Genomic DNA, 20,002 nt, shown 5'->3' on the forward strand with positions numbered 1-20,002 from the left:
TCGCTGGTCAAGAAGAGAACGTAAAATGAAACGCAAACATGTCCTCACTCTTTTAGGCCTGGTGGCGGGTGGAGCAGCCGGAGCCTTTTTCCTTGTTCCCAACACTGGAAAACAGCCAGCTGTTGCTGCCGACTCCAGGACTGCTGCACCGCTGGTCATGGTGGCAGAGGTGACGAGAAGCCACACGCTGGAGCGCTCATTGACCGGAACAGTGGCTTCCCGGGTGCAGAGCAATCTTGGCTTTCGGGTTCCGGGCAAGATCGTTGAACGGATGGTGGATGTGGGCCAGCAGGTGAGCCGGGGTCAAGCCCTGATGCGCATCGATGAAACCGATCTCCAGCTTGCGCTGACAGCAAGGCGCAACACGGTCACCGCAGCCCGAGCCGTTCTGGTTCAGGCGCAGGCCGACGAGAAACGTTATGCCGCACTGGTCAAAAATGGTCTGGCAGCCACGCCCCAGCGTTACGAGCAGGCAAAGGCGGCTCTTGACACGGCCACAGCACAGCTTGCCGCAGCCGAGGCGGACGCCGAGGTTGCAGAGAACGCGGCAACCTACACCGTTCTTCTGGCTGACTCGGATGGCACGGTCGTCGAAACTCTCGGGGATCCAGGCCAAGTGGTGGCTGCCGGGCAGACCGTCGTTCAACTGGCGAAAGCAGGCCCTCGTGAAGCTGTTGTATGGCTACCCGAAACACTGCGTCCCGATCTAGGTTCACAGGCGCAGGCCAGCGTCTATGGCGGCGACGCACTCAGCGGAAACGCAAGGTTGCGACAGATTTCTGATTCTGCCGACCCTCAGACACGCACCTACGAGGCCCGTTATGTTCTGGAAGGCACTGCGTCAACGGCCCCGCTTGGTTCAACCGTGACAGTCAAGATCACTGACACAAACCGGCAGTCGGAGGTGGCCGTACCGGTTGGCGCTATCCTGGATAATGGTAGCAAGACAGGCGTGTGGATTGTCAACGGGACCACATCGACGGTGGCCTTCACGCCGATCGAGGTCAAGCGGATCAGCGACGAGACCGCGTTTGTCACCGGGATCGGCGTTGGTCAGCAGGTTGTCGCTTTGGGTGCGCATCTTCTTCAGGACGGTGTCAGCGTTCGCACCGGGGCTCAGCAAGAGGTGGTAAAATAATGCGCTTCAATCTTTCCGCCATCGCCGTCCGCGAACGTGCAGTTACCCTTTTCTTCATCGTCCTGCTGGCCGCAGCGGGTGTCTATGCCTTCGTCAAGCTGGGACGCGCCGAGGATCCATCCTTCACCATCAAGACGCTGACGGTCACGTCGGTCTGGCCAGGCGCCACTGCCCGTGAGATGCAGGATCTCGTCGCCGAACCCCTCGAAAAGCGCATCCAGGAACTGACATGGTACGACCGTGTCGAGACGACGACACGACCGGGCTACGCATTTTTGACGGTCACGCTCAAGGACAACACGCCAGCGTCAGCAGTTGAAGGCGAATTCTATCAGGCGCGCAAGAAGCTTGGCGATGAAGCCCGAAATCTGCCTCCGGGCGTGATGGGTCCGTTTGTCAACGACGAATATTCGGATGTGAGCTTCGGCCTTTATGCCCTGAAAGCGAAGGGTATGCCGATGCGCGACCTGGTACGTCAGGCTGAGATCATCCGTCAGGATCTGCTCCATGTTCCGGGTATCAAGAAAATCAACATCGTCGGGGAGCGCCCTGAACAGATATTCGTCGAGTTCTCTTTTGCCAAGTTGGCAACGCTTGGCATATCTGCACAGGATATCGCCGCAGCTTTGCAGAGACAGAACACCGTCACGCCGGCGGGATCGATCGACACGAAAGGACCTCAGGTCTTCATCCGTTTCGACGGCGCTTATAACAGTGAGCAGGCGATTGCGGACACGCCGATCGCGGTCGGTGGACGGACGCTCAAGCTGTCCGATCTGGCCGACGTGCGGCGCGGGTATCAGGACCCTGCAACCTACGTCATCCGCCATGAGGGCGAGCCGACGATCATGCTGGGTGCGGTGATGCAGGCCGGCTGGAACGGTCTGGATCTCGGCAAGGCGCTTGAAGCGCGCTCGGCTGCGATCGCGCAGACATTGCCGCTGGGAATGACTCTCACCAAAGTCAGCGATCAGGCCGTCAATATCGATGAGGCTGTCGGCGAATTCATGCTCAAGTTCGCCATGGCGCTTGGCGTTGTTCTGTTTGTCAGCCTGGTCGCTCTTGGTTGGCGCGTCGGCATCGTCGTGGCGCTTGCCGTGCCGCTCACACTCGCCGTTGTCTTCCTCATCATGCTCGAGACGGGGCGGTTCTTCGACCGTATCACGCTCGGTGCCCTGATTCTTGCGCTCGGCCTGCTGGTTGACGACGCCATTATCGCTATCGAAGTCATGGTGGTGAAGATGGAAGAGGGCATGGACCGCATCAAGGCGGCAGCATACGCCTGGAGCCATACGGCAGCCCCCATGCTGTCCGGTACTCTCGTCACCATTATTGGCCTGATGCCCGTTGGTTTCGCCAAGTCGACGGCGGGAGAATATGCCGGAAATATCTTTTGGGTCGTGGGTTTCGCCCTGATCGTTTCCTGGGTCGTTGCTGTAACATTTACACCCTATCTCGGCGTGAAGATGCTGCCGGATATCAAACCGGTTGAGGGTGGCCATGACGCCATCTACGACACGCCGAACTATCGTCGTCTGCGCTCGACCATCGCGTTTGCCGTCCGCCACAAGTTTATGGTTTGCGCTGTGGTCGGCATCACGATGGCTGTCTCGGTCGTCGGGATGGGGGGCGTAAAGCAGCAGTTCTTCCCGACATCCGATCGCCCCGAAGTGCTGGTCGAGGTGCGCATGCCTGAAGGCACGAGCATCGAGGCGACGACATCAGCAGTGAAGAAGGTCGAGGACTGGCTACAGACGCAGCCTGAAACGGATATCGTTACGGCTTATATAGGGCAGGGCGCACCGCGGTTCTTCTTTGCCATGGCGCCTGAATTGCCAGATCCGGCCTTTGCCAAGGTCGTCGTGCTCACCCCCGACGCGCATGCGCGCGAAGAATTGAAGCACCGTCTTCGTGCCGCCATATCGGAAGGTCTTGTTCCCGAGGCGTCCGTGCGCGTGACCCAGCTTGTCTTTGGTCCTTATACACCGTTCCCGGTTGAGTTCCGCATCTTGGGACCCGATCAGGATGAGCTTTACAAAATCTCCGAACGGGCTCTGGCCATCATGAAAACTGTTCCGGACGTCCGGCAGGCGAACCGTGACTGGGGCAACCGCACTCCTGTTCTGCGGTTCGTGCCCGATCAGGAAAGGCTTAATCTGATTGGTCTTTCTCCATCGGAGGCAGCACAGCAGATGCAGTTGCTGCTTAGCGGCATCCCGGTGACACAGGTGCGCGACAACATCCGCAATGTTCCGGTCGTTGCACGCAGTGGCGGTGAAAACCGCCTCGATCCTTCCCGGCTTGCCGACTTCTCGCTGATGAGCAGAAGTGGCCGTCAGGTGCCGCTGGATCAACTCGGGCACTCGGAGATACGGTTCGAGGAGCCGATTCTGAAACGTCGTGATCGGACACCGGTTATCACGATCCGGTCCGATATCAACGAGGCCACGCAGCCTCCGGAAGTATCGCAACAGGTGATGAAAGCGCTGCAACCGCTGATCGCGTCGCTTCCTGTCGGATACCGCATCGAAATGGGCGGCAACATAGAAGAGTCGCTCAAGGCCAACGCGGCGCTGGTTCAGGTCTTCCCGCTCATGATCGCAGCCACATTGATTGTCATCATCTTGCAGGTTCGCAGCTTGTCGACGATGACGATGGTGATGCTGACGGCACCACTCGGTCTCGCCGGAGTGGTCCCAACCTTGCTTCTGTTCAATCAGCCGTTCGGGTTCAACGCCATTCTAGGCCTCATAGGACTGGCGGGTATCCTCATGCGCAACACGTTGATCCTGACGGAGCAGATCAAGGAGAACCAGGCGGCTGGCCTTGATGACTATCACGCGGTTATCGAAGCGACGGTGCAGCGAACACGACCCGTAATTCTGACTGCACTTGCCGCCATTCTGGCGTTCATCCCGTTGACGCATTCGGTGTTCTGGGGTTCGATGGCTTACACGTTGATCGGTGGAACGGCGGCTGGGACAGCGATGATCCTGCTCTTTCTCCCGGCGCTGTACGCCGTCTGGTTCCGGATTAAGCCACCGAAGGCGACAGACGATGGGAGATCACTCGAAGAAGACGAGCCGGAGCATGTGCGGGCGATGGCTGCCGAATAGAGATTCGCTGTGAAAAACTCGATGAACATGAACGCTGATCAAGTCCCCCGAGCCGAAGGATGACGATGGAGCCTGATGTCTAGACCATGCGTGAACGTATTCTGGATGTGGCGGAACAGCACTTTCGGCACATCGGTTTCCGTCAGACGACCGTCGCCGAGATTGCAAAATGCCTTGGAATGAGCAGCGCGAATGTCTACCGCTATTTCCCTTCCAGGATGGCTATAAATACTTCGATCTGTGGCCGGTTCTTCGCGGAACTCGTTCAAGTCGCGAAGGTGGCTGAGCGCAATCGTGGATCGGCTCAAACCAAGCTCGCAAGAATTCTGATGAACCTGCACCATCAGCGGAAGACAAATTTTGTCGAGGAGAAGCGGGTTCATGACTTGATGGTTGTGGCAGCCTGTGAGGACTGGGCGATCAACAAAATGATGATGATGAAGTTGTTGGGATCATCGAGCCAATCGTTAGGAATAGAGGAGGCCGATTACCGTGGTTTTCCCACCCCGCCGATTTGCGCAGCCATAAATTAATGAGCCGTGTCGGTTTTCACAGTAACCTTGCCGGGTCGTTCAAATCCCGTTCAAGTAGAATAATTTGGCTGAAACCGGTACTTGCCGCACCAAACGCTCTACAATTGCCTCAGGTGCTGGAGCCTTATTGGCGATTGGCTTTCGGCCAATGACGTCTAAGCCATCGTCGGGCGTCCAATCGCTTGACGTATTTCCTGCACATGCCTTGCCGGTGGCGCACCGAATTGGCGAAGATACTCACGGCTGAACTGTGAGGCGCTTTCATGTGCGACCGCGAAGGCCGCATCGCCGCACTATGGCCGCCTGCCAGCAACAGTTGGCGGGCTTCCTGTAATCTGAGATGCTCTCTGGCTTTCAGAGGCTATCACGTCTGCGTTCACCCCATGGGAAGTTGCATCAAAGGCATCCGGCCGTGTTGCATGTTCGGTCGCGACGTCCTGAGGCATCAAAAAAGTTGCAGTTGCCGATCTTCCGCGACCTCTGTGGCCAGCCTTCCTGCCTGATCGGCAAGGGCTGACCGCAATGCATCGGACGCGGACAGATCGTTTCTAAAGACGGTCGGCAGAAAAGCCGCCCCTGTCTCACAGTAGAATTTAACGCGCCCGACTGATTGTTTTCTTAGGTGCAGCAATTCCGCTTTCGCGCTCCAATTTCTTGCGCGCCATTTTCCTCACGCGCCGAACGCCCTCTGCTTTTTCTCTGGCCCGTTTGACTGACGGCTTTTCGTAATGCTCACGCAACCGCATCTCGCGGAAAACGCCCTCGCGCTGCATCCTCTTCTTGAGCACGCGCAGAGCCTGCTCAACGTTGTTATCACGGACATCTACCTTCAATTTCTACTCCTTATTTCTTTAGTTATGATCGTGATGCGGATCGGTGCTCGCGGTAAGAAAACACTTCCCATCATTTGTCTGAATTGTCTTCATAGAGTGCTCGGCGTTGCAGGTCGATCTGCTGTTGCACTTTTTATAGAAACTTTGCTTTGTGGGACCTTTTTGGCGGGCACATAGCAAATAGCGAGCGGTGTAGAGGAATCCTCGCGCTAAAGACCAAAGCCTCTCGTATTGAGAGTGATCCTACTTCTGTTCTGATATATCCCTGTACGGGCGCTCAGATTGCGCAAATCCATGCATCTAGAAACGGGTCGGGTGCTATACAGGATGCTCCATCTACTCCACTGGCTGATTCAACGCGACATGGCTTTCGCCGGTCGGAGTCGTACGTCACGCTTGTCCATGTAAACCATCAATGCGCACGCTTTCGTCGCCAGACGTTAGGTGCGCGGTGAAGGAGGATCGAGCGGCACGTCATTTCGCCAGATGGTTCGATGGAACACCGTGAAACGGATTCAGTTTAGGCCGTTGAGATTATGAGCTGCCCTGTTTGATGAGTCATGGTCACCTTTGTGAAGTGCCAGGATTCTTTGGGCATCTTCAAGACAAATGCCATGCCTTTTTGCAAAATCCGTGGGCTCATAGGAGACACTTTTCGCTGGTTTCTTAAAAATAGTCGGTGTCGATGCCATCTCATGCCCCACGCGCCACCGACAACTGGACGATGATGATGTTTCCATAGCACATATTTTGGCGAAAAATTTTAAATCGCGCCGAAACGCGGGCAGTCTGTGTCCAGCCATGTGTGGAAACCCGTTTGACATTGTTGTAAGCAATGCCACGGGACATGAACTTGGTATGCAACTCGCCTGATGAAACAACAATCGCTTTAGCGGCGAGTCATTCTTTCGATCTTGCTGCCACTACATCTGCGCCATGTCGTCCAAGAGGTTCTGTGACAGCTCACTGATTGCGACTTCCGCTTCCTCCAAGGTCCACCCCACGCTTTCAGCCTGCCTAGCAAGGGCCATCAACTGAGGCACCAAAGTACCGCCAGCCGCAGCCGTGATGTCCTCTGGTTTTAAAGTTTGGGCAACAAGCAGAAATGCTTGCTCCAATGCCTCTTGGCAACCGATATCCCTGTCGGGATAAGGCCCTAGGCTTTGTGGTCTGTTCAGAACGGCCATACGATCTTACCCGCTTTCGTTGACAATAAACTCTCCGCGATGCTCTTACCGGGAGCGTGCGACCTTCCAATAGCACCTGTGCGTACTGGCAGCGACAGTAAATTCAAGGCGAAAAAACGTCGAGCAAAACCAATCTGCTCATCGGTCACACGCGTATGTGGAATTTCAGCTGGATTGCACCAGTTTTTCAGTCCGCGTTGTTTCGCCAGATTGTATCCATGATGGCGACCGAAAACACTTTTCAGCGTGAGCAGATACCTGTCAATTCGGCATTTCGAGCAAGACGTGAATTCCGTAGCGCAGGTCGTTATGGAAGGCAGCTATGGTTGCCAACGCACTTGTCCAAACCCGTATTGGTGCTGACGTTCGTGATCTGCGCCTAACATGGGTGACGCAGATGCGGCTATTCACGAGCAAGCTTTACTTCAGCGAGACAACCCCCGGATCAACATCCGGCAAGGTCGGAATAATGCCGCTCTTGACGTACCATTCCGCAACTGCCCCAATTTGCTTCACGTTGGCATCCGTGACGCCCGTTGTTGGAACGGCATTGTTCTCACCGATCTTGGCTCCGAGATCAGACGGGATGTTCATTTCCTTGGCCCAAATGGCACCGGCTTCAGCCTTGTTGGCAACCGCCCAGGCGTTTTCCGACTTGATGACGTCGAAGACGAGTTGAAGCTGATCGGCCTTGGATTTAGCAAAATCTCTGCTCGCCACGAGAACGACGGCGTTGTCTGACTTGATGGCGGCACCATCGCCCACGACTTTGCCATCATAAGCCTTTTCAGCGATGGTTAGGAAGGGATCCCAGGTCGCCCAGGCATCGACATGTCCCTGAGTGAAGCTTGGGCCGCTATCGCTGGGGCTGAGATAAATACGCTCAACGCTCTTGGGATCGACGCCATTGGTTTCCAGTCCCTGCATCAGCAGATACTCGCCAGTGCCGCCACGGTTGACTGCGACCTTCTTGCCAGCGAGGTCCTTGATGGAGGTGATGCCGGAATCCTTTTTCACGACGATGCCTTCCGAGCCAGGTGCCATTTTCTGATAGGCGAAGATGACGAGCGGGATCTTGGCGGCAAGTGCCGCAATCGCGGAAGTCGAGCTGCCGGCGGTGATGTCGATGCTGCCGGCGTTGAGTGCTTCGAATGCGGGGGCCGCGGCCGGGAAAGGACCGGCCCATTCAACCTTGATACCCTTTTCGGAGAGCGCCTTTTCCAGCGTGCCACGCGATTTGGCGAGCGTGATGTCGTTGGGGCCACGTAGCCAGCCGATCCGCACGACCTGATCGGCGGCCTGAACGGAGGTGGCGAAGGTGGCTGCTGCGGTTACGAGGGCCGCGGCGGCTAGGAATGTACGTTTGGTGATCATCGGTGTGTCCAATCTGCCATTCTGGCTTGGGTGTCAGGCATGTAAGGGTTCGACGCCGAGTTCTTTGAGGAGTTCGGCTTCAATACGGCTGGTTCCGGGGTCGCTGCGCCGGCGTGGGTGATCGATATCGACGCGGATTTCCCGGATGAACTGCCCTTGATCAATGACAAGAATACGGTCGGCCAGCGCCACGGCTTCCCAGACGTCGTGGGTGACGAGCAGGACGGCGGGGTGATGCTTGCGCCAGAGTTCGAACACCAGATCGTGCATGCGCAAACGTGTGAGTGCATCAAGGGCTGCGAAAGGTTCGTCCAGCAGCAAAAGTTCGGGTTCGCGCACCAGCGCTCTGGCGAGAGCGCAGCGTTGTGCCTCGCCGCCCGAAAGGGTGAGGGGCCAAGCATCCAGCCGATGCGAAAGGCCAACGTCGGCTAGTGCCTGCTTTGAACGCTGGATCGCATCAGGGCGACGGACGCCGAGTGCCACGTTTTCGATGACGCTTTTCCACGGCAGAAGGCGCGGCTCCTGAAAAACCACGGAGCGGCGGGCGGGAAGTTCCAGTCTTTCCGCCGGTGCTGTGTCCAGACCGGCCAGAACGCGCAGCAGGGTGGATTTTCCAGACCCGCTGCGGCCGAGCAGGGCCACGAATTCGCCAGGTGCGATGGTCAAGTCTATGCCGCCGAGAACTGCCGGGCCGCCGAAAGATCGATGCAATTGTCTGATGTCGACGAGATTGCTCATGCGATCACCTCTGGGCGCCAGCGCAGCGCATAAGCTTCAATCGTGCGGACCAGCCAATCTGTCAGCAGCCCCATGATGGCATAGACCAGCAGGCATACGACGATGACATCGGTTTGCAGAAAATCGCGAGCATAGGTGATGATGTAGCCGATGCCGCTGGAGGCGTTGAGTTGTTCTCCGACAACAAGGCTTAGCCATGAGACGCTCAGTCCGTAGCGGACGCCAACGAGAAGCGAAGGCAGTGCACCGGGGATGACGATATGGCGGATTGTGGAAAGCGTACCAAGTTCCAGCGTTTGGCCTACCTCGATCAGCCTCTTATCGATGCCCCGTATGCCGCCATGCAGGGTGAGGTAGATCGGAAAGATGGCGCCGAAAGCGACAAGCCCGATTTTCGGTGTTTCGCCAATGCCGAACCACAGAATGAACAAAGGCAACAATCCCAGAAATGGCATGGCTTTCAGCATCTGGATCGGCGGGTCGATAATGGCTTCACCGACCCGGGACAGGCCGGAGGCAAGTGCCAAAAGGATACCGAGGACAAGTGCAATCGAAAAACCGGCCAATACGCGCAGGAACGAGACGACGAGCCCCTTGATCAGTTCGCCGGAGGCGACAAGGCGTCCCGCTGTGGAAACGATTTCGCTTGGGCCGGCCAGAATGCGCGGTGACAGCAGTCCCGTCGCGCTGGCGATTTGCCAGAGCGCTATGATAGCGAGCGGTGATACGAGCCGCATGGCCATGTTCGCCAATGTACGCCTGCCGTGCTTCACTGTGAACGGGTTGTCCGCCTGGTCCTGACGGGCGTTGCTGATATCAGTCATCGGCAGACTTTCCGGCAAGATCACGATCGAACAAGGTTGACCATGTGAATTGCTTGCGTTCCTGCTTCAGACGTTCGACCGGCAGCCTCGGCAGCACGAGTTCGCCAAAACGATAGGCTTCCTCCAGCAAGGGCATGCCGGATAGAATGAAGGTGTCGACGCCGACTTTCTGATAGGCCTCCAGTGTGCGGATCACGGTGTCCGGAGAACCAACGATGGCCGTGCCGGGGCCGGGGCGAACGAGGCCGATACCGGCCCACAGATTTGGAGCGATCTCCAGATCGCGCAGGTTGGCGGGTTTGATGCCGCCGTGCATGGCGCTCATCCGCTGCTGGCCAATCGAATCCGTGTTGGACACAAAACGCTTGTTGCCGGCGATTGCCGCCTCGTCCATCCGCTCGTAGAGATCAGCAGCGGCTTCCCACGCCTTCGCGTCCGTCTGCCGGACTATGACGTAGAGGCGGATGCCATAGGTGAGTTCGCGCCCGTGCTCTGCGGCGCGCGCCTTCACCCTTTGGACTTTTTCACCCATCTGTTCCGGGGTCTCGCCCCACGAGAGGTAAGTCTCAACGTGCTTGGCGGCAACCTCGATGGCGCTGTCGGACGAGCCGCCGAACCACAGTGGCGGCGGCTGGATATCGGTGCCAGCAGGCAACGCCAATTTTGCGCCTTCCGTCTGAAAATACTTGCCCTTGTGGGTGACGCTTTCGCCAGCCATCAGCCGATGCCAGATCGTCAGGTATTCATCGGCCATCACGTAGCGCTCGTCGTGCGGCAGCATCATGCCATAGGCGCCAAGCATCTTGGCGTCGCCGGAAACGACGTTCAGCATCAGCCTGCCATTGGAAAACTCCTGAAATGTCGCGGCCATCTTGGCAAGAAGCGTCGGGGCGATCAGTCCGGGATGGAAGGCGATGAGGAACTTCATCCGCTCGGTGTATGGCAGAAGCGCGCCCGCCAAAGGCCAGACGTCGTGGGCGCCAGTGGCGAACAGTGCCCCGGTAAAGCCGAGATGATCATAAGCTTGTGCGAGTTGCTTGTAATAGCCGTAATCGATGGTGCGGGAGCCTTCCGGCTTCCAGGGATAGGCACCATCGGGCGCGCACATGTACCAGAGGACGTTCATGTTCAAATCTCTTTGCCGTTTTTCGTATCGATGGTTAGCCTGATGCCAAGATCACCATGGGCCAACAGCGTGTCAGCTTCTGCCTGCTGCTCGCGCAAAAGGCTTGTGTCGGCGGCAATCGCCTGCCAGTTTCGCTCGGACACGATGCGCGTCCAAGCTCTGCGCTCAGTGTCATCGCCATTGACGGACAGTAGGGCAGATGCCTTTTCGGGGTCGGCGGTAATGTCTTGGCCGAGGCGCTGCAATTCGCCGGCAAAATCCTTCAGTGTTTCCGCCGACAGCCCGCGATCCTTGATCGTCCAGAACACGGACCGGTTGGGAATGAGATCGCCGCAATGGGCAAGCACGCGAAATTCACCGCTGGCAAGTGATTGTTCCAGATGCGGTGCCATGGCAATCCACGCTGTAACAGTTCCGTCTTGCAACGCCTCGCGGGATTGAAGGGGGGATATGTCCTTGCGCTCAACGTCAGTCAGTCTGAGCCCTGCTTCTTCAAGCCGTTTGGCCAGAAAGTAGGTGAGAAAGGAGCCGTCCACCAGAGCAATCGGCTTGGCTTTTAGGTCTGCAATGGTGTCGATCCCGGAGGTCTTGGAAACAAGGATCGCACCATTGGCTGGACGCGGAGCCGAGGCCGCGGCATAGGCTACCGAGAGGCCGGATGCGGCGGCCAGAATGGGGGGCGTGGAACCGGTGCCGCCGATGTCGAACTCACCATTCCGCAGCCTGTCGGCTGTTTCACGACCCTCGACATAACTGACGAATTCCGGTTTGAAAGAGGCGAAGGCGCCCGGCCAGAGCGAGGCCAACCGAAGATGCAGATTGTTGGGATGGTGGCCAATCCTGAAAGCCAAATCGTTCACCTCATTGAATATCGTTATATAAACTTATATAATGAACAGTGCAGAGTTGGCGAGGAATGCGACGCTGAATTTGCGCGGCAACGAAGAAAAATATTTCAGGCGTGGAGGAAACAGATTGATCAAGAAGATAGATGGCGGCGATGATCGCAAGCCACATGTGCCCAAAATCAAATGCCAGGCAATTGGCGCCGCATCGGACTTCATGAAATCGCTATCCAACCCGGTTCGCCTCTCTATCCTGTGCGTTTTGATGGAAGGCGCGCGCACGGTGGGCGAGCTGGAAAACATACTCGACGTGCACCAACCCACCTTGTCGCAGCAGATCGGCGAATTGCGCGAGGCGGGTATAATTACCGGTGAACGCGTTGCAAAAGCCGTCGTTTATCGACTGGCCGATCCCCGCGCTGGCCAGATTATCGGCCATCTTCGGCTGCTGTTTCCAGATGCGAACGCCTCCGTAGTTTGGCGCGGAGCACAGTTTGGTATAAACCCGCTTGGAGAAATGAGTTGAGGTGAACTTTTAGTGACGAGGAGACAAAGGTCATGGGTAGGCCTCCTGTTCAGCGCTTCCCAGTCGAGCACTAAAAAATGCGCCCATCGTTGTAGCAACAGTGCTCATGCGCGGCAGCGTGCGTATCAAGGTAATATTTGGCGGAAATATCTTAATTCTGGTCTGAAAATTTTCTTATAAACTCGCGTGTTCGCAGAATTTTTTGCCCCTTCGCAGGTGATTATTGTCGCCGGAGGACAGAGCGCCCACAAATTCCCAACAACAGAAGGCCAAGGCAGCAGAACACCAAGCCTCCTGTGAACCTGAAACCGGATACACCCGCTATTCCTCCCAAAAGGAATGAAAGAATTGTTGCCGTATGCAACTTCAACCGTTCCAAAATCTGCGGTGTATCCGTTGGGCGCCTTCGATGGATAAGAAGCGCAATGCCGACTCCGAGGTCCGTAGCAACACCAGAAACATGGGTGGTCCGGACACGTCCATCGGAAATCCGTGTCGATGCGGCGTTCTGTATTCCCATTGTTAGACTAAGGATACCAGCCGTCAGCAAGCCGTTGGCGGTTCGCCCCGCGCCAAAATGATAAAGTCCCACTGCAATCAGGAGAGCGGCTTCGCACAACAACGTCGCCGCATATATGTTCATCAGATGCCGCCGTTTTCCCGTCTCGATGAAGAGTGCCGCGACAGTAGCGCCGATGATGAACATTGCGACAATCGTCGCGAAGGCCAATGCGATGACGGGGGTGGAGAGCGAAATGTGATCCGAAATCATCGACACATTTCCAGTCATGTTGGCAGAAAAGTATCCAAAGGCAACGAATCCTGCGCTGTTAACGCCTCCGGCAACGAAGGCGAGGCAGGTTGCTAAAACGATATCAACTGTGGGCGAACGGGTCGCGCCTTCATGAACCAGCATCCTTGTGATCATCCCGATGATGTGTTGCTGACGTAAGAACGGGTCACTCTTGGCCCAGATTTGTTCCAACCGTGACCTCTATCAGACTAGGAGGTTTCGCCGAGTGTACTGCGTTTGAGCTTAACTCAGAACTCCTCCCATTAGGAAGGACCTCTCGGGCTTGACACGCATCAGCGCGCGCAGATGTGCATCGAGATTTGAAAGTAGGTTAGGCGAATATTTTAAAAGATCACCTCTGCTGCACCACGCTCCTTCCTCAACCCATTGACGGATTCATCAAAAAGCATTTGCGAATAGGGGTGGTTTGTCACACCGCGTTGCAGGTCTTCCTTCGTCAGTTCATCGACAAAACTGCCGTCCTTCATGACGAGAACGCGGTCGCACATATGCGCGATGACCGAGAGGTCGTGGCTGACGAGCACATAGGTCAATGTTCGCTCATCCCGCAAATCGCATAGAAGATTGAGAACTTCCGCCTGCACTGAGACGTCGAGCGCAGATGTCGGCTCATCCAGAAGCAGGATATCCGGTTCCAGCATCAAGGCGCGGGCAATCGCTACGCGCTGACGTTGTCCACCCGAAAGCTGGTGTGGAAAGCGGTCCGCAAAGCTGGCTGGCAGGCCAACTTGCTCCAATGCACCGGTAACGCGGTCCCATCCAGCGCCCCTTTTCATGGCACGAATGGGCTCCGCAAGCACGCGTTCTATACGGTGGCGGGGGTGGATGGAGCCGTAAGGATCCTGAAATACCATCTGCGCCAGCAACAATTGCTCTTTGGTGCGTTCGCGATCAACCGGCGTTCCAGCAAAGGATATCGTTCCCTGCCAATGCCGGTCCAGGCCCGCCAACGAGCGAAGGACGGTTGACTTTCCGCAGCCTGACTCGCCAACGATGCCGAGTGTCTCACCCTTTTTGACGGAGAAGGAGACCGATTTGACGACTTGCTTGCGTGCTTCACCCTGACCAAAGGAAACGGCCAGGTCTTTGACCTCAATCATGACAGGCTCCCTGCTGCGTTGATGGCTTGGCGATCCAGAACCTGCAAACGGGAAACAGGATGTTTGGGGTCTGGCATGGCCGCGATCAGCCCTCGCGTGTAGGGGTGTTTTGCGTCATCGAGGCTTCTTAGAGTTTCGATGACCCGTCCCTGATACATGACGAGAATTCTCTCGCAGAAGGATGCGACCATGCGGATGTCATGGCTGATGAGCAGAAGTGCGGAATTGTTTTCCCGAACCAACTGGTCGAGCAATCTCAGCACATCGCCTCTGACACTGACATCCAGTGCCGATGTTGGCTCATCGGCAATGACAAGACGCGGTTTGGCCAGCAGCATCATGGCAATCATAACGCGCTGCCCCATGCCACCGGAAATCTGGTGCGGATAGAGTTCCATGGTCCGCTCGACGTCTGCGATACGGACTTTTCCGAGCATTTCAGCGGCAAGTTCAAAAGCGCGCTTCTTGCCGATCTTCTGGTGCAGAAGCGCTGCCTCTGCCACCTGTTTGCCGACCTTCAGCACCGGGTTGAGAGAATAACGCGGGTCTTGCATAATCAATGCTATGCGGTTGCCGCGCAGGCCGCGCATGGCTTTTTCGCTGCGGCTGAGAAGTGGCGCGGTTTCGAAGTCGAGTGTCGACGCCTCGACACGGGCAGAGGGCGGCAAAAGCCGCATAATGGCGCGACCGAGCGTGGATTTGCCCGAGCCGGACTCGCCAACGATGCCGACCCGTTCTGCGCCGAGATCAAAGCTTACATTTCGAACAGCGGGAAGCTCCGCTCGCCCGAAACGCACCGAGAGATCCCGGACTTTCAAAATGGTTTCATTATCGGGCATGGCGTGGATCCAGAATATCGCGAAGCGTATCGCCGACAAGGTTGAACGCAAGGCTGGTGACGAGAATGGCGATGCCCGGCATGACCGCGACCCACCAATTGTCGAGCATGAATTTGCGTCCGTTCGAGATCATCGCCCCCCATTCCGGCTCTGGTGGCTGCGCCCCTAAGCCGAGAAAACCCAGCGCTGCTGCGGTGAGAATGACGCCAGCCATGCTGAGTGTCAGCCGCACCACAACGGATGGAATGCACATCGGCGCGATGTAAAGCAGCAATAGTCTGGAGCCGGATGCCCCATAAAGCCTAGCCGCCGCCACATAATCCGTGTTGCGCACGATGAGGGTTTCGGCGCGTGCCAATCGCGCAATCGGGGGCCATCCGGTCAGCGAAATGGCGATGATGGCGGTGTTGAGGCCAGCACCAAGCGCTGCGGCGAAGGCGAGCGCGAGGATGAGTGAGGGAAAGCTGAGAACGATGTCTGTCGCGCGCATCAAGAACGCATCGGTGCGCCCACCCACAAAACCGGCAACAATGCCAATCAACAGGCCAATCGGGCCGACGATGAGCGAGACGGCAAGCACGGTCTGGATGGTGATGCGGGTGCCATAAATCAGCCGCGACAGGATATCGCGCCCGAATTCATCCGTTCCTGCCCAGTGAGCAAGACTCGGCGGTTGCAGTGCCTGAGACAGATTTTGCGAGGTCGCACTGTAAGGCGCAATCCACGGTGCGAGAATGGCGACGATGACCAGCAACAAAAGGACGGCAAAGCCAAACATGCCGAGAGGTTCATCTGCCAGCTTTTTGAAAAAGCTTTTGAAGCTGCTAGTGGCGCGGCTGAGGGCACCCGATGTTTGTGGAGGAGCCGCTAGGGTTTGACTGGTGCTCATGTTGTGGCCTCTCTCGTGCGGGGATCGAAAACCAGATAGGCCAGATCGGAAAGGAAGTTCAGCATCATGAAGATCAATCCAATGATGAGCGTGCCTGCCAGAACGGCGTTCATGTCGCCGGTCATCAATGCATTGGTCATATATTGACCGATGCCGGGCCATGAAAACACGATCTCGGTGACGACGGCGCCTTCAAGCAGACCACCGTAGGAAATTGCCAGAACGGTGATGAGCTGTACGGCAATGTTCGGCAGAAGATGGCGCGTTACGATGCGCATGCTGGATGCGCCTTTGGCGCGTGCAGCCACCACATAGTCCTGGTTCAATTGCTCCAGCGTGAAGCTGCGTGTCATTCGCGTGATGTAGGCCATCGCGGAATAGGCAAGAATGCAGGCCGGAAGAATGATGTGATGAACCGCATTCCAGAACACTTCCGTATCGCCCGCCATCAGGCTGTCGATCAGAAGCAGGCCGGTTTTCGGCTCCACAAGTCCTTCCAGATAAACATCAACGCGCCCCGGGCTGCCAGCCCATTGAAGGCCCGCATAAAATATCACCAGACCGACGATGCCGAACCAGAACACCGGAATGGAATGGCCCACCAGGGAGATGACCCGCGTGAATTTATCGAACCAGCTATCGCGAAAGAAAGCTGCGGTCATGCCGAGGGGAACACCGAGCAACGTGGATATGATGACCGCAAGTGTCGCCAGCTCCAATGTTGCCGGGAACGCCTTTTTGAGATCCTCGGTCACGGGGTTGCCCGTCAAAATGGCCGTGCCCAAATCTCCCTGCAACAGCGAGGTCATATACAGCCAGAACTGATGATAAAGGGGCAAGTCGAGACCCAGCCGTTCTCGCATGGCCTGATAGGCAGAGGGATCGGCCAGTTCGCCGACGATGGCACCGACGGGATCAGTCGGCAAAATGCGACCGATCACGAAGGTGACGACAAGCAGGACGAAAAGGCTGAGCAGCAGATGCCCAATGCGTTTCGCAAGCTCGGTGAGTGTAAACTCTTTCATGTGCGCAATGGCCTGATTATTTGGCGTCGGATTTCGTGACGCCTTCAATACGGGTCAAAGACCATGGATGGCCGCTGTAACCCTTCAATCGGCTGGTCAGTACGATTGGTTCGAAACGCTCGAACATTGGCAAGACCGCAGGCTTCAGTTCAATGAACTTTTCCTGAATTTGCTTGACGAGTTCCAGGCGCTTGGCATCGTCGCGTTCACTGTTGGCTTTTTCGCGCAGGGCATTCAGTTCAGGAATGTCCCAGGCAGAGCGCCAGACAAAGTTGCCAGCGTTGTTGGCCTCTTTGGAATTGTTAGGGTTGGAAGCAAAGTTATCCAGCGAACCAAGGGCAGTTGGCATGAACGAGCCGGTCTGCGGAATGAGCAGATCGAAATTGCGGGCGCGGTGGGCTGCAACAATGTCTGCGCCATTGCCCTGCTGGATATTCACCTTGATGCCGATGTCGGCAAGGTTTGCCTGAATAGCGGTGGCCATATCCACACGCGGCGTCTGCGAAATGGTTTTCAGCGTGACCGTGAAGCCATTCGGATAACCCGCATCCGCCAGCAGTTTCTTGGCTTTTTCAGGCTGGAAAGACCAATCCGGATTAGGGATCGCGCCCGCCCAATCTTCTGGCACCGGCACATTGCGAACCCGTCCGTATGAACCAAGGATGGTATTTGCAATGCCCTTGTAGTCTATGCCGTAAGCAATCGCTTCACGAACACCAGGTTTGGAGAGCGGTTCTGCACCTGCATTCATCGCAAGCACATAATAACCACCGGTCTTGACCTGATCGATGACGAAACCGGCTTTGGTTTCGAAGGTTTTGACATCTGCTGCGGTGAGCGCGTTGGCGATATCGATATCGCCTCGCTCAAGCATCAAACGAGCCGCCTGACTTTCAGGAACATGGCGCATGACGATGCGGCGCATAGTGGGTTTACCATCGCGATACGCATCGTTTGCTTCCAGAAGAACGATATCATTCGGTGTCCAGCGGCGCAGCACGTAGGGGCCTGATCCCGCGGTGTTGGTGCGCAGCCATTCATTGCCGTAATCATTGTTCTTGACGTGTTTTTCGACTTCAACGCTGTCAACGACAGACGATACACCCATGGCAAGACGGTAGAGGAGAGCTTCGGGAATAACCTTGTCGGTCAGTTCGATCCGAAACGTCTTGTCGTCGGGAGCGGAAACAAGGCTCTCGATATTGGCGGCCGTATAACCGGCCGTTTTGTAGTTGGTGGCGGCGGACTGGTCGAGCTTCATCAGCCGGACGATGGAGAACAATACGTCTTTGGATGTAACGGGATTTCCGGAGGAAAATTTCGCGTCCTTCAGTTTGAAAGTGATGCCCTTGTCGTCAACCTGCCAGCTTTCGGCCAGCTGCGATTTGACCTTGTTGCCATCCGTCTGGTCGGCGAAAACAAGGCGGTCATAGGTGTTTGCCAGAATCTCCTGCGTCTTTACTTCGGTGCCCTGTTGCGGGTCGAGCGAGAGAACCTGGGCGAGTGAGGTGCCTATGACCAATTGATCGTTTGGCGTGGCGGCAAAGGCAACTGTACTACCTGCGAACGCGACTGAAAAGGCTGCTGCTAAAAGACGATTTGAATGAACACCGTTCATGGGTTTCTCCTCCAAGATACCATTTCGACGCGGAGCGGGTCATACTATGATTATGTGGTTTTTGTGTACTGTGCCGTTAATCTAGTATGATCTCTGCAATGGTAAACCGCGCTTCCAGACCAGATTGAACCTCAATATTGCTTCGTGCGCAAGGCGAGTTGGCGAATAATCGGCAGACGTTGAAAGCAATCCCGAAAGTCGAGTGGTGGACCACCCTCCATTAAATACAAGTAATGCGTAAATTCGTAAACGCTTTATAAACCTGAGATAAGTATGCGATTTTCCTGAATAATGATGATTTTCCTAGTGTATATCGGGTTCTCTCAATCGTTGGCGAGGTTGTGGAAACAAACCTATTAGATTGCAACAATAAGGCCGCACATGCTCAGGGGTGCGATTGAGTTCACAAAAAAATATTGAAACTCGACAATTTGAAAAAGAGGTATTATCTCTTTCGAGAAATCAGGAGAAACGACATGTATGTAGGAACTCAACTGGCTGCGCGTGACGATGATGATTATCGGATTTGGTCGCAGCTTGGGGTCAACAACATCTGCGCTGATCCAGATGGCCCCTTGAACAGCTGGGGTCTCGATGACCTCAAGCGTTTGCGCGAAAAAGTCGAAAGTTTTGGTCTGACGCTGGACATGATCCAGCTTCCCTTGCCTTCAAGCCCTATTGAAACCGCCACATATCCAGACATTTTGCTGGCCGGTCCCAATCGTGATCGCCAGATCGACGCGATCTGCAAACTCATTGAGAATCTTGGCCAAGCCGGCATTCCCGCCGCCAAATACAATCTCAACCTCATCGGCATTCCGCGCACCCCCGACGAGTTGGGAAGAGGCGGCTCGAAAAATGCTTCGTTCCGCTGGGACAAGACCGATCAGAATGCCGCGCCGGGTCAGGCTGGCGTTCTGTCGGAAGAGGAAAACTGGGAGCGGATCGACTATTTCCTTGAACGGGTTGTGCCCGTCGCGGAAGCCAGCCGCGTTCGCCTTGCCTGCCATCCGCATGACCCTTACACGCCGCCGGGCTATAAGGGCGTAACCCGCGTTCTGGGAACCGTAGACGGGCTGAAGAAATTCGTGACGATGCGTGAAAGCGCCTATCACGGCCTGAATTTCTGCCAGGGAACGGTTGGCGAAATGCTCGATAATCCTCGTGAGGAGATCGACGACGTCATTCGCTGGTTCGGCAGCCGCAACAAGATTTTCAACCTTCACTTCCGCAATATTCGCGGCAAGAAACTGTCCTTCATGGAAACCTTCCCGGACGAAGGCGACATGGATATGGCCCGGTCCCTCAAGGTCTATAGGGACGTGGGTTACAAATACATGATCATGCCGGACCATGTGCCGACCATCTCTGGCCGTGATCCGCAAGGTGTCGCTTTTGCCTATTGCTACGGTTACACCGCGGCGCTGCTTCAGGCGCTGGATGTTTACGGAGCTTAAACGGCTTTGATTTTGAAGTG

18 protein-coding genes and 1 pseudogene are annotated in these 20,002 nt (G+C 56.1%); 5 read left to right on the forward strand and 14 right to left on the reverse strand.

Features of this window, described 5'->3' with window-relative positions:
- Positions 1 to 25: 25 nt before the first annotated feature.
- The 3 genes from RMR16_RS22815 (at position 26) to RMR16_RS22825 (ending at position 4,787) form a co-directional block, all read left to right on the forward strand.
- A complete protein-coding gene (locus RMR16_RS22815) occupies positions 26 to 1,138 on the forward strand; it encodes an efflux RND transporter periplasmic adaptor subunit (protein ID WP_320197893.1) in 1,113 nt (370 codons plus the stop codon).
- On the forward strand, positions 1,138 to 4,254 hold the full coding sequence (locus RMR16_RS22820) for an efflux RND transporter permease subunit (RefSeq protein ID WP_320197894.1): 3,117 nt from the start codon (positions 1,138 to 1,140) through the stop codon (positions 4,252 to 4,254). Before RMR16_RS22815 ends, RMR16_RS22820 begins: the two co-directional genes overlap by 1 nt.
- Positions 4,255 to 4,340: 86 nt before the next feature.
- Positions 4,341 to 4,787, forward strand: a complete 447-nt coding sequence (locus RMR16_RS22825) for a TetR/AcrR family transcriptional regulator (protein WP_320197895.1) — start codon at positions 4,341 to 4,343, stop codon at positions 4,785 to 4,787.
- A 155-nt stretch (positions 4,788 to 4,942) separates the two neighbouring features.
- Here the strand turns inward: RMR16_RS22825 and RMR16_RS22830 are convergent.
- The 8 genes and pseudogenes from RMR16_RS22830 to RMR16_RS22865 form a co-directional block, all read right to left on the reverse strand.
- Positions 4,943 to 5,130, reverse strand: a pseudogene (locus RMR16_RS22830) (helix-turn-helix domain-containing protein); the annotation flags it as partial.
- A 250-nt stretch (positions 5,131 to 5,380) separates the two neighbouring features.
- Entirely contained in the window at positions 5,381 to 5,620 is a 240-nt protein-coding gene (rpsU, locus tag RMR16_RS22835) for a 30S ribosomal protein S21 (protein WP_320197896.1), read from the reverse strand.
- A 923-nt stretch (positions 5,621 to 6,543) separates the two neighbouring features.
- Complete coding sequence (locus RMR16_RS22840; RefSeq protein ID WP_320197897.1) at positions 6,544 to 6,807, reverse strand: hypothetical protein; 264 nt, start codon at positions 6,805 to 6,807, stop codon at positions 6,544 to 6,546.
- A 420-nt stretch (positions 6,808 to 7,227) separates the two neighbouring features.
- The gene (locus RMR16_RS22845) at positions 7,228 to 8,181 is read right to left on the reverse strand and encodes an aliphatic sulfonate ABC transporter substrate-binding protein (RefSeq protein ID WP_320197898.1); all 954 of its coding nucleotides are present in this window, start codon (positions 8,179 to 8,181) and stop codon (positions 7,228 to 7,230) included.
- A gap of 33 nt (positions 8,182 to 8,214) precedes the next feature.
- A complete protein-coding gene (locus tag RMR16_RS22850; protein ID WP_320197899.1) occupies positions 8,215 to 8,919 on the reverse strand; it encodes an ABC transporter ATP-binding protein in 705 nt (234 codons plus the stop codon).
- Positions 8,916 to 9,743, reverse strand: coding sequence for an ABC transporter permease (locus RMR16_RS22855; RefSeq protein WP_320197900.1), 828 nt, complete (start codon positions 9,741 to 9,743; stop codon positions 8,916 to 8,918). The genes RMR16_RS22850 and RMR16_RS22855 overlap by 4 nt, the downstream gene beginning before the upstream one ends.
- A complete protein-coding gene (locus RMR16_RS22860) occupies positions 9,736 to 10,869 on the reverse strand; it encodes an LLM class flavin-dependent oxidoreductase (protein WP_320197901.1) in 1,134 nt (377 codons plus the stop codon). The genes RMR16_RS22855 and RMR16_RS22860 overlap by 8 nt, the downstream gene beginning before the upstream one ends.
- A gap of 2 nt (positions 10,870 to 10,871) precedes the next feature.
- Positions 10,872 to 11,720 carry a PhnD/SsuA/transferrin family substrate-binding protein gene (locus RMR16_RS22865; RefSeq protein WP_320197902.1) on the reverse strand — a complete coding sequence of 283 codons (849 nt, stop codon included), beginning with the start codon at positions 11,718 to 11,720 and terminating at the stop codon, positions 10,872 to 10,874.
- 124 nt (positions 11,721 to 11,844) lie between these two features.
- Between RMR16_RS22865 and RMR16_RS22870 the strand changes: the two genes are divergently transcribed.
- Positions 11,845 to 12,240 carry an ArsR/SmtB family transcription factor gene (locus RMR16_RS22870; RefSeq protein ID WP_320197903.1) on the forward strand — a complete coding sequence of 132 codons (396 nt, stop codon included), beginning with the start codon at positions 11,845 to 11,847 and terminating at the stop codon, positions 12,238 to 12,240.
- A 220-nt stretch (positions 12,241 to 12,460) separates the two neighbouring features.
- On the opposite strand, the gene RMR16_RS22875 is transcribed toward RMR16_RS22870, so the two are convergent.
- From RMR16_RS22875 to RMR16_RS22900, 6 genes are all read right to left on the reverse strand, one after another.
- The gene (locus RMR16_RS22875; protein ID WP_432355313.1) at positions 12,461 to 13,225 is read right to left on the reverse strand and encodes a YoaK family protein; all 765 of its coding nucleotides are present in this window, start codon (positions 13,223 to 13,225) and stop codon (positions 12,461 to 12,463) included.
- A gap of 152 nt (positions 13,226 to 13,377) precedes the next feature.
- Complete coding sequence (locus RMR16_RS22880; protein WP_320197904.1) at positions 13,378 to 14,154, reverse strand: ABC transporter ATP-binding protein; 777 nt, start codon at positions 14,152 to 14,154, stop codon at positions 13,378 to 13,380.
- On the reverse strand, positions 14,151 to 14,993 hold the full coding sequence (locus RMR16_RS22885) for an ABC transporter ATP-binding protein (RefSeq protein WP_320197905.1): 843 nt from the start codon (positions 14,991 to 14,993) through the stop codon (positions 14,151 to 14,153). Before RMR16_RS22885 ends, RMR16_RS22880 begins: the two co-directional genes overlap by 4 nt.
- Positions 14,983 to 15,882 (reverse strand): ABC transporter permease, encoded by a 900-nt coding sequence (locus RMR16_RS22890; protein ID WP_413785931.1) that lies wholly within the window; start codon positions 15,880 to 15,882, stop codon positions 14,983 to 14,985. Before RMR16_RS22890 ends, RMR16_RS22885 begins: the two co-directional genes overlap by 11 nt.
- Entirely contained in the window at positions 15,879 to 16,907 is a 1,029-nt protein-coding gene (locus tag RMR16_RS22895; RefSeq protein WP_320197906.1) for an ABC transporter permease, read from the reverse strand. The genes RMR16_RS22890 and RMR16_RS22895 overlap by 4 nt, the downstream gene beginning before the upstream one ends.
- Before the next feature lie 16 nt (positions 16,908 to 16,923).
- Entirely contained in the window at positions 16,924 to 18,525 is a 1,602-nt protein-coding gene (locus tag RMR16_RS22900; RefSeq protein WP_320197907.1) for an ABC transporter substrate-binding protein, read from the reverse strand.
- Between the two features lie 476 nt (positions 18,526 to 19,001).
- Here RMR16_RS22900 and RMR16_RS22905 point away from each other — a divergent pair, with 476 nt between their 5' ends.
- Complete coding sequence (locus RMR16_RS22905) at positions 19,002 to 19,982, forward strand: mannonate dehydratase (RefSeq protein ID WP_320197908.1); 981 nt, start codon at positions 19,002 to 19,004, stop codon at positions 19,980 to 19,982.
- The last annotated feature ends 20 nt before the right edge of the window (positions 19,983 to 20,002 follow it).

The organism is Agrobacterium sp. rho-13.3, assembly GCF_033957765.2.
Taxonomy (GTDB): Bacteria; Pseudomonadota; Alphaproteobacteria; order Rhizobiales; family Rhizobiaceae; genus Agrobacterium.

Coding starts and splice junctions, on each gene's coding strand:
- RMR16_RS22840 (WP_320197897.1), bottom strand. CDS start 6,807: ATGGCCGTTCTGAACAGACCACAAAGCCTAGGGCCTTATCCCGACAGG.
- RMR16_RS22905 (WP_320197908.1), top strand. CDS start 19,002: ATGTATGTAGGAACTCAACTGGCTGCGCGTGACGATGATGATTATCGG.
- RMR16_RS22850 (WP_320197899.1), bottom strand. CDS start 8,919: ATGAGCAATCTCGTCGACATCAGACAATTGCATCGATCTTTCGGCGGC.
- RMR16_RS22900 (WP_320197907.1), bottom strand. CDS start 18,525: ATGAACGGTGTTCATTCAAATCGTCTTTTAGCAGCAGCCTTTTCAGTC.
- RMR16_RS22825 (WP_320197895.1), top strand. CDS start 4,341: ATGCGTGAACGTATTCTGGATGTGGCGGAACAGCACTTTCGGCACATC.
- RMR16_RS22860 (WP_320197901.1), bottom strand. CDS start 10,869: ATGAACGTCCTCTGGTACATGTGCGCGCCCGATGGTGCCTATCCCTGG.
- RMR16_RS22890 (WP_413785931.1), bottom strand. CDS start 15,882: ATGAGCACCAGTCAAACCCTAGCGGCTCCTCCACAAACATCGGGTGCC.
- RMR16_RS22880 (WP_320197904.1), bottom strand. CDS start 14,154: ATGATTGAGGTCAAAGACCTGGCCGTTTCCTTTGGTCAGGGTGAAGCA.
- RMR16_RS22815 (WP_320197893.1), top strand. CDS start 26: ATGAAACGCAAACATGTCCTCACTCTTTTAGGCCTGGTGGCGGGTGGA.
- RMR16_RS22845 (WP_320197898.1), bottom strand. CDS start 8,181: ATGATCACCAAACGTACATTCCTAGCCGCCGCGGCCCTCGTAACCGCA.
- RMR16_RS22820 (WP_320197894.1), top strand. CDS start 1,138: ATGCGCTTCAATCTTTCCGCCATCGCCGTCCGCGAACGTGCAGTTACC.
- RMR16_RS22895 (WP_320197906.1), bottom strand. CDS start 16,907: ATGAAAGAGTTTACACTCACCGAGCTTGCGAAACGCATTGGGCATCTG.
- RMR16_RS22885 (WP_320197905.1), bottom strand. CDS start 14,993: ATGCCCGATAATGAAACCATTTTGAAAGTCCGGGATCTCTCGGTGCGT.
- RMR16_RS22855 (WP_320197900.1), bottom strand. CDS start 9,743: ATGACTGATATCAGCAACGCCCGTCAGGACCAGGCGGACAACCCGTTC.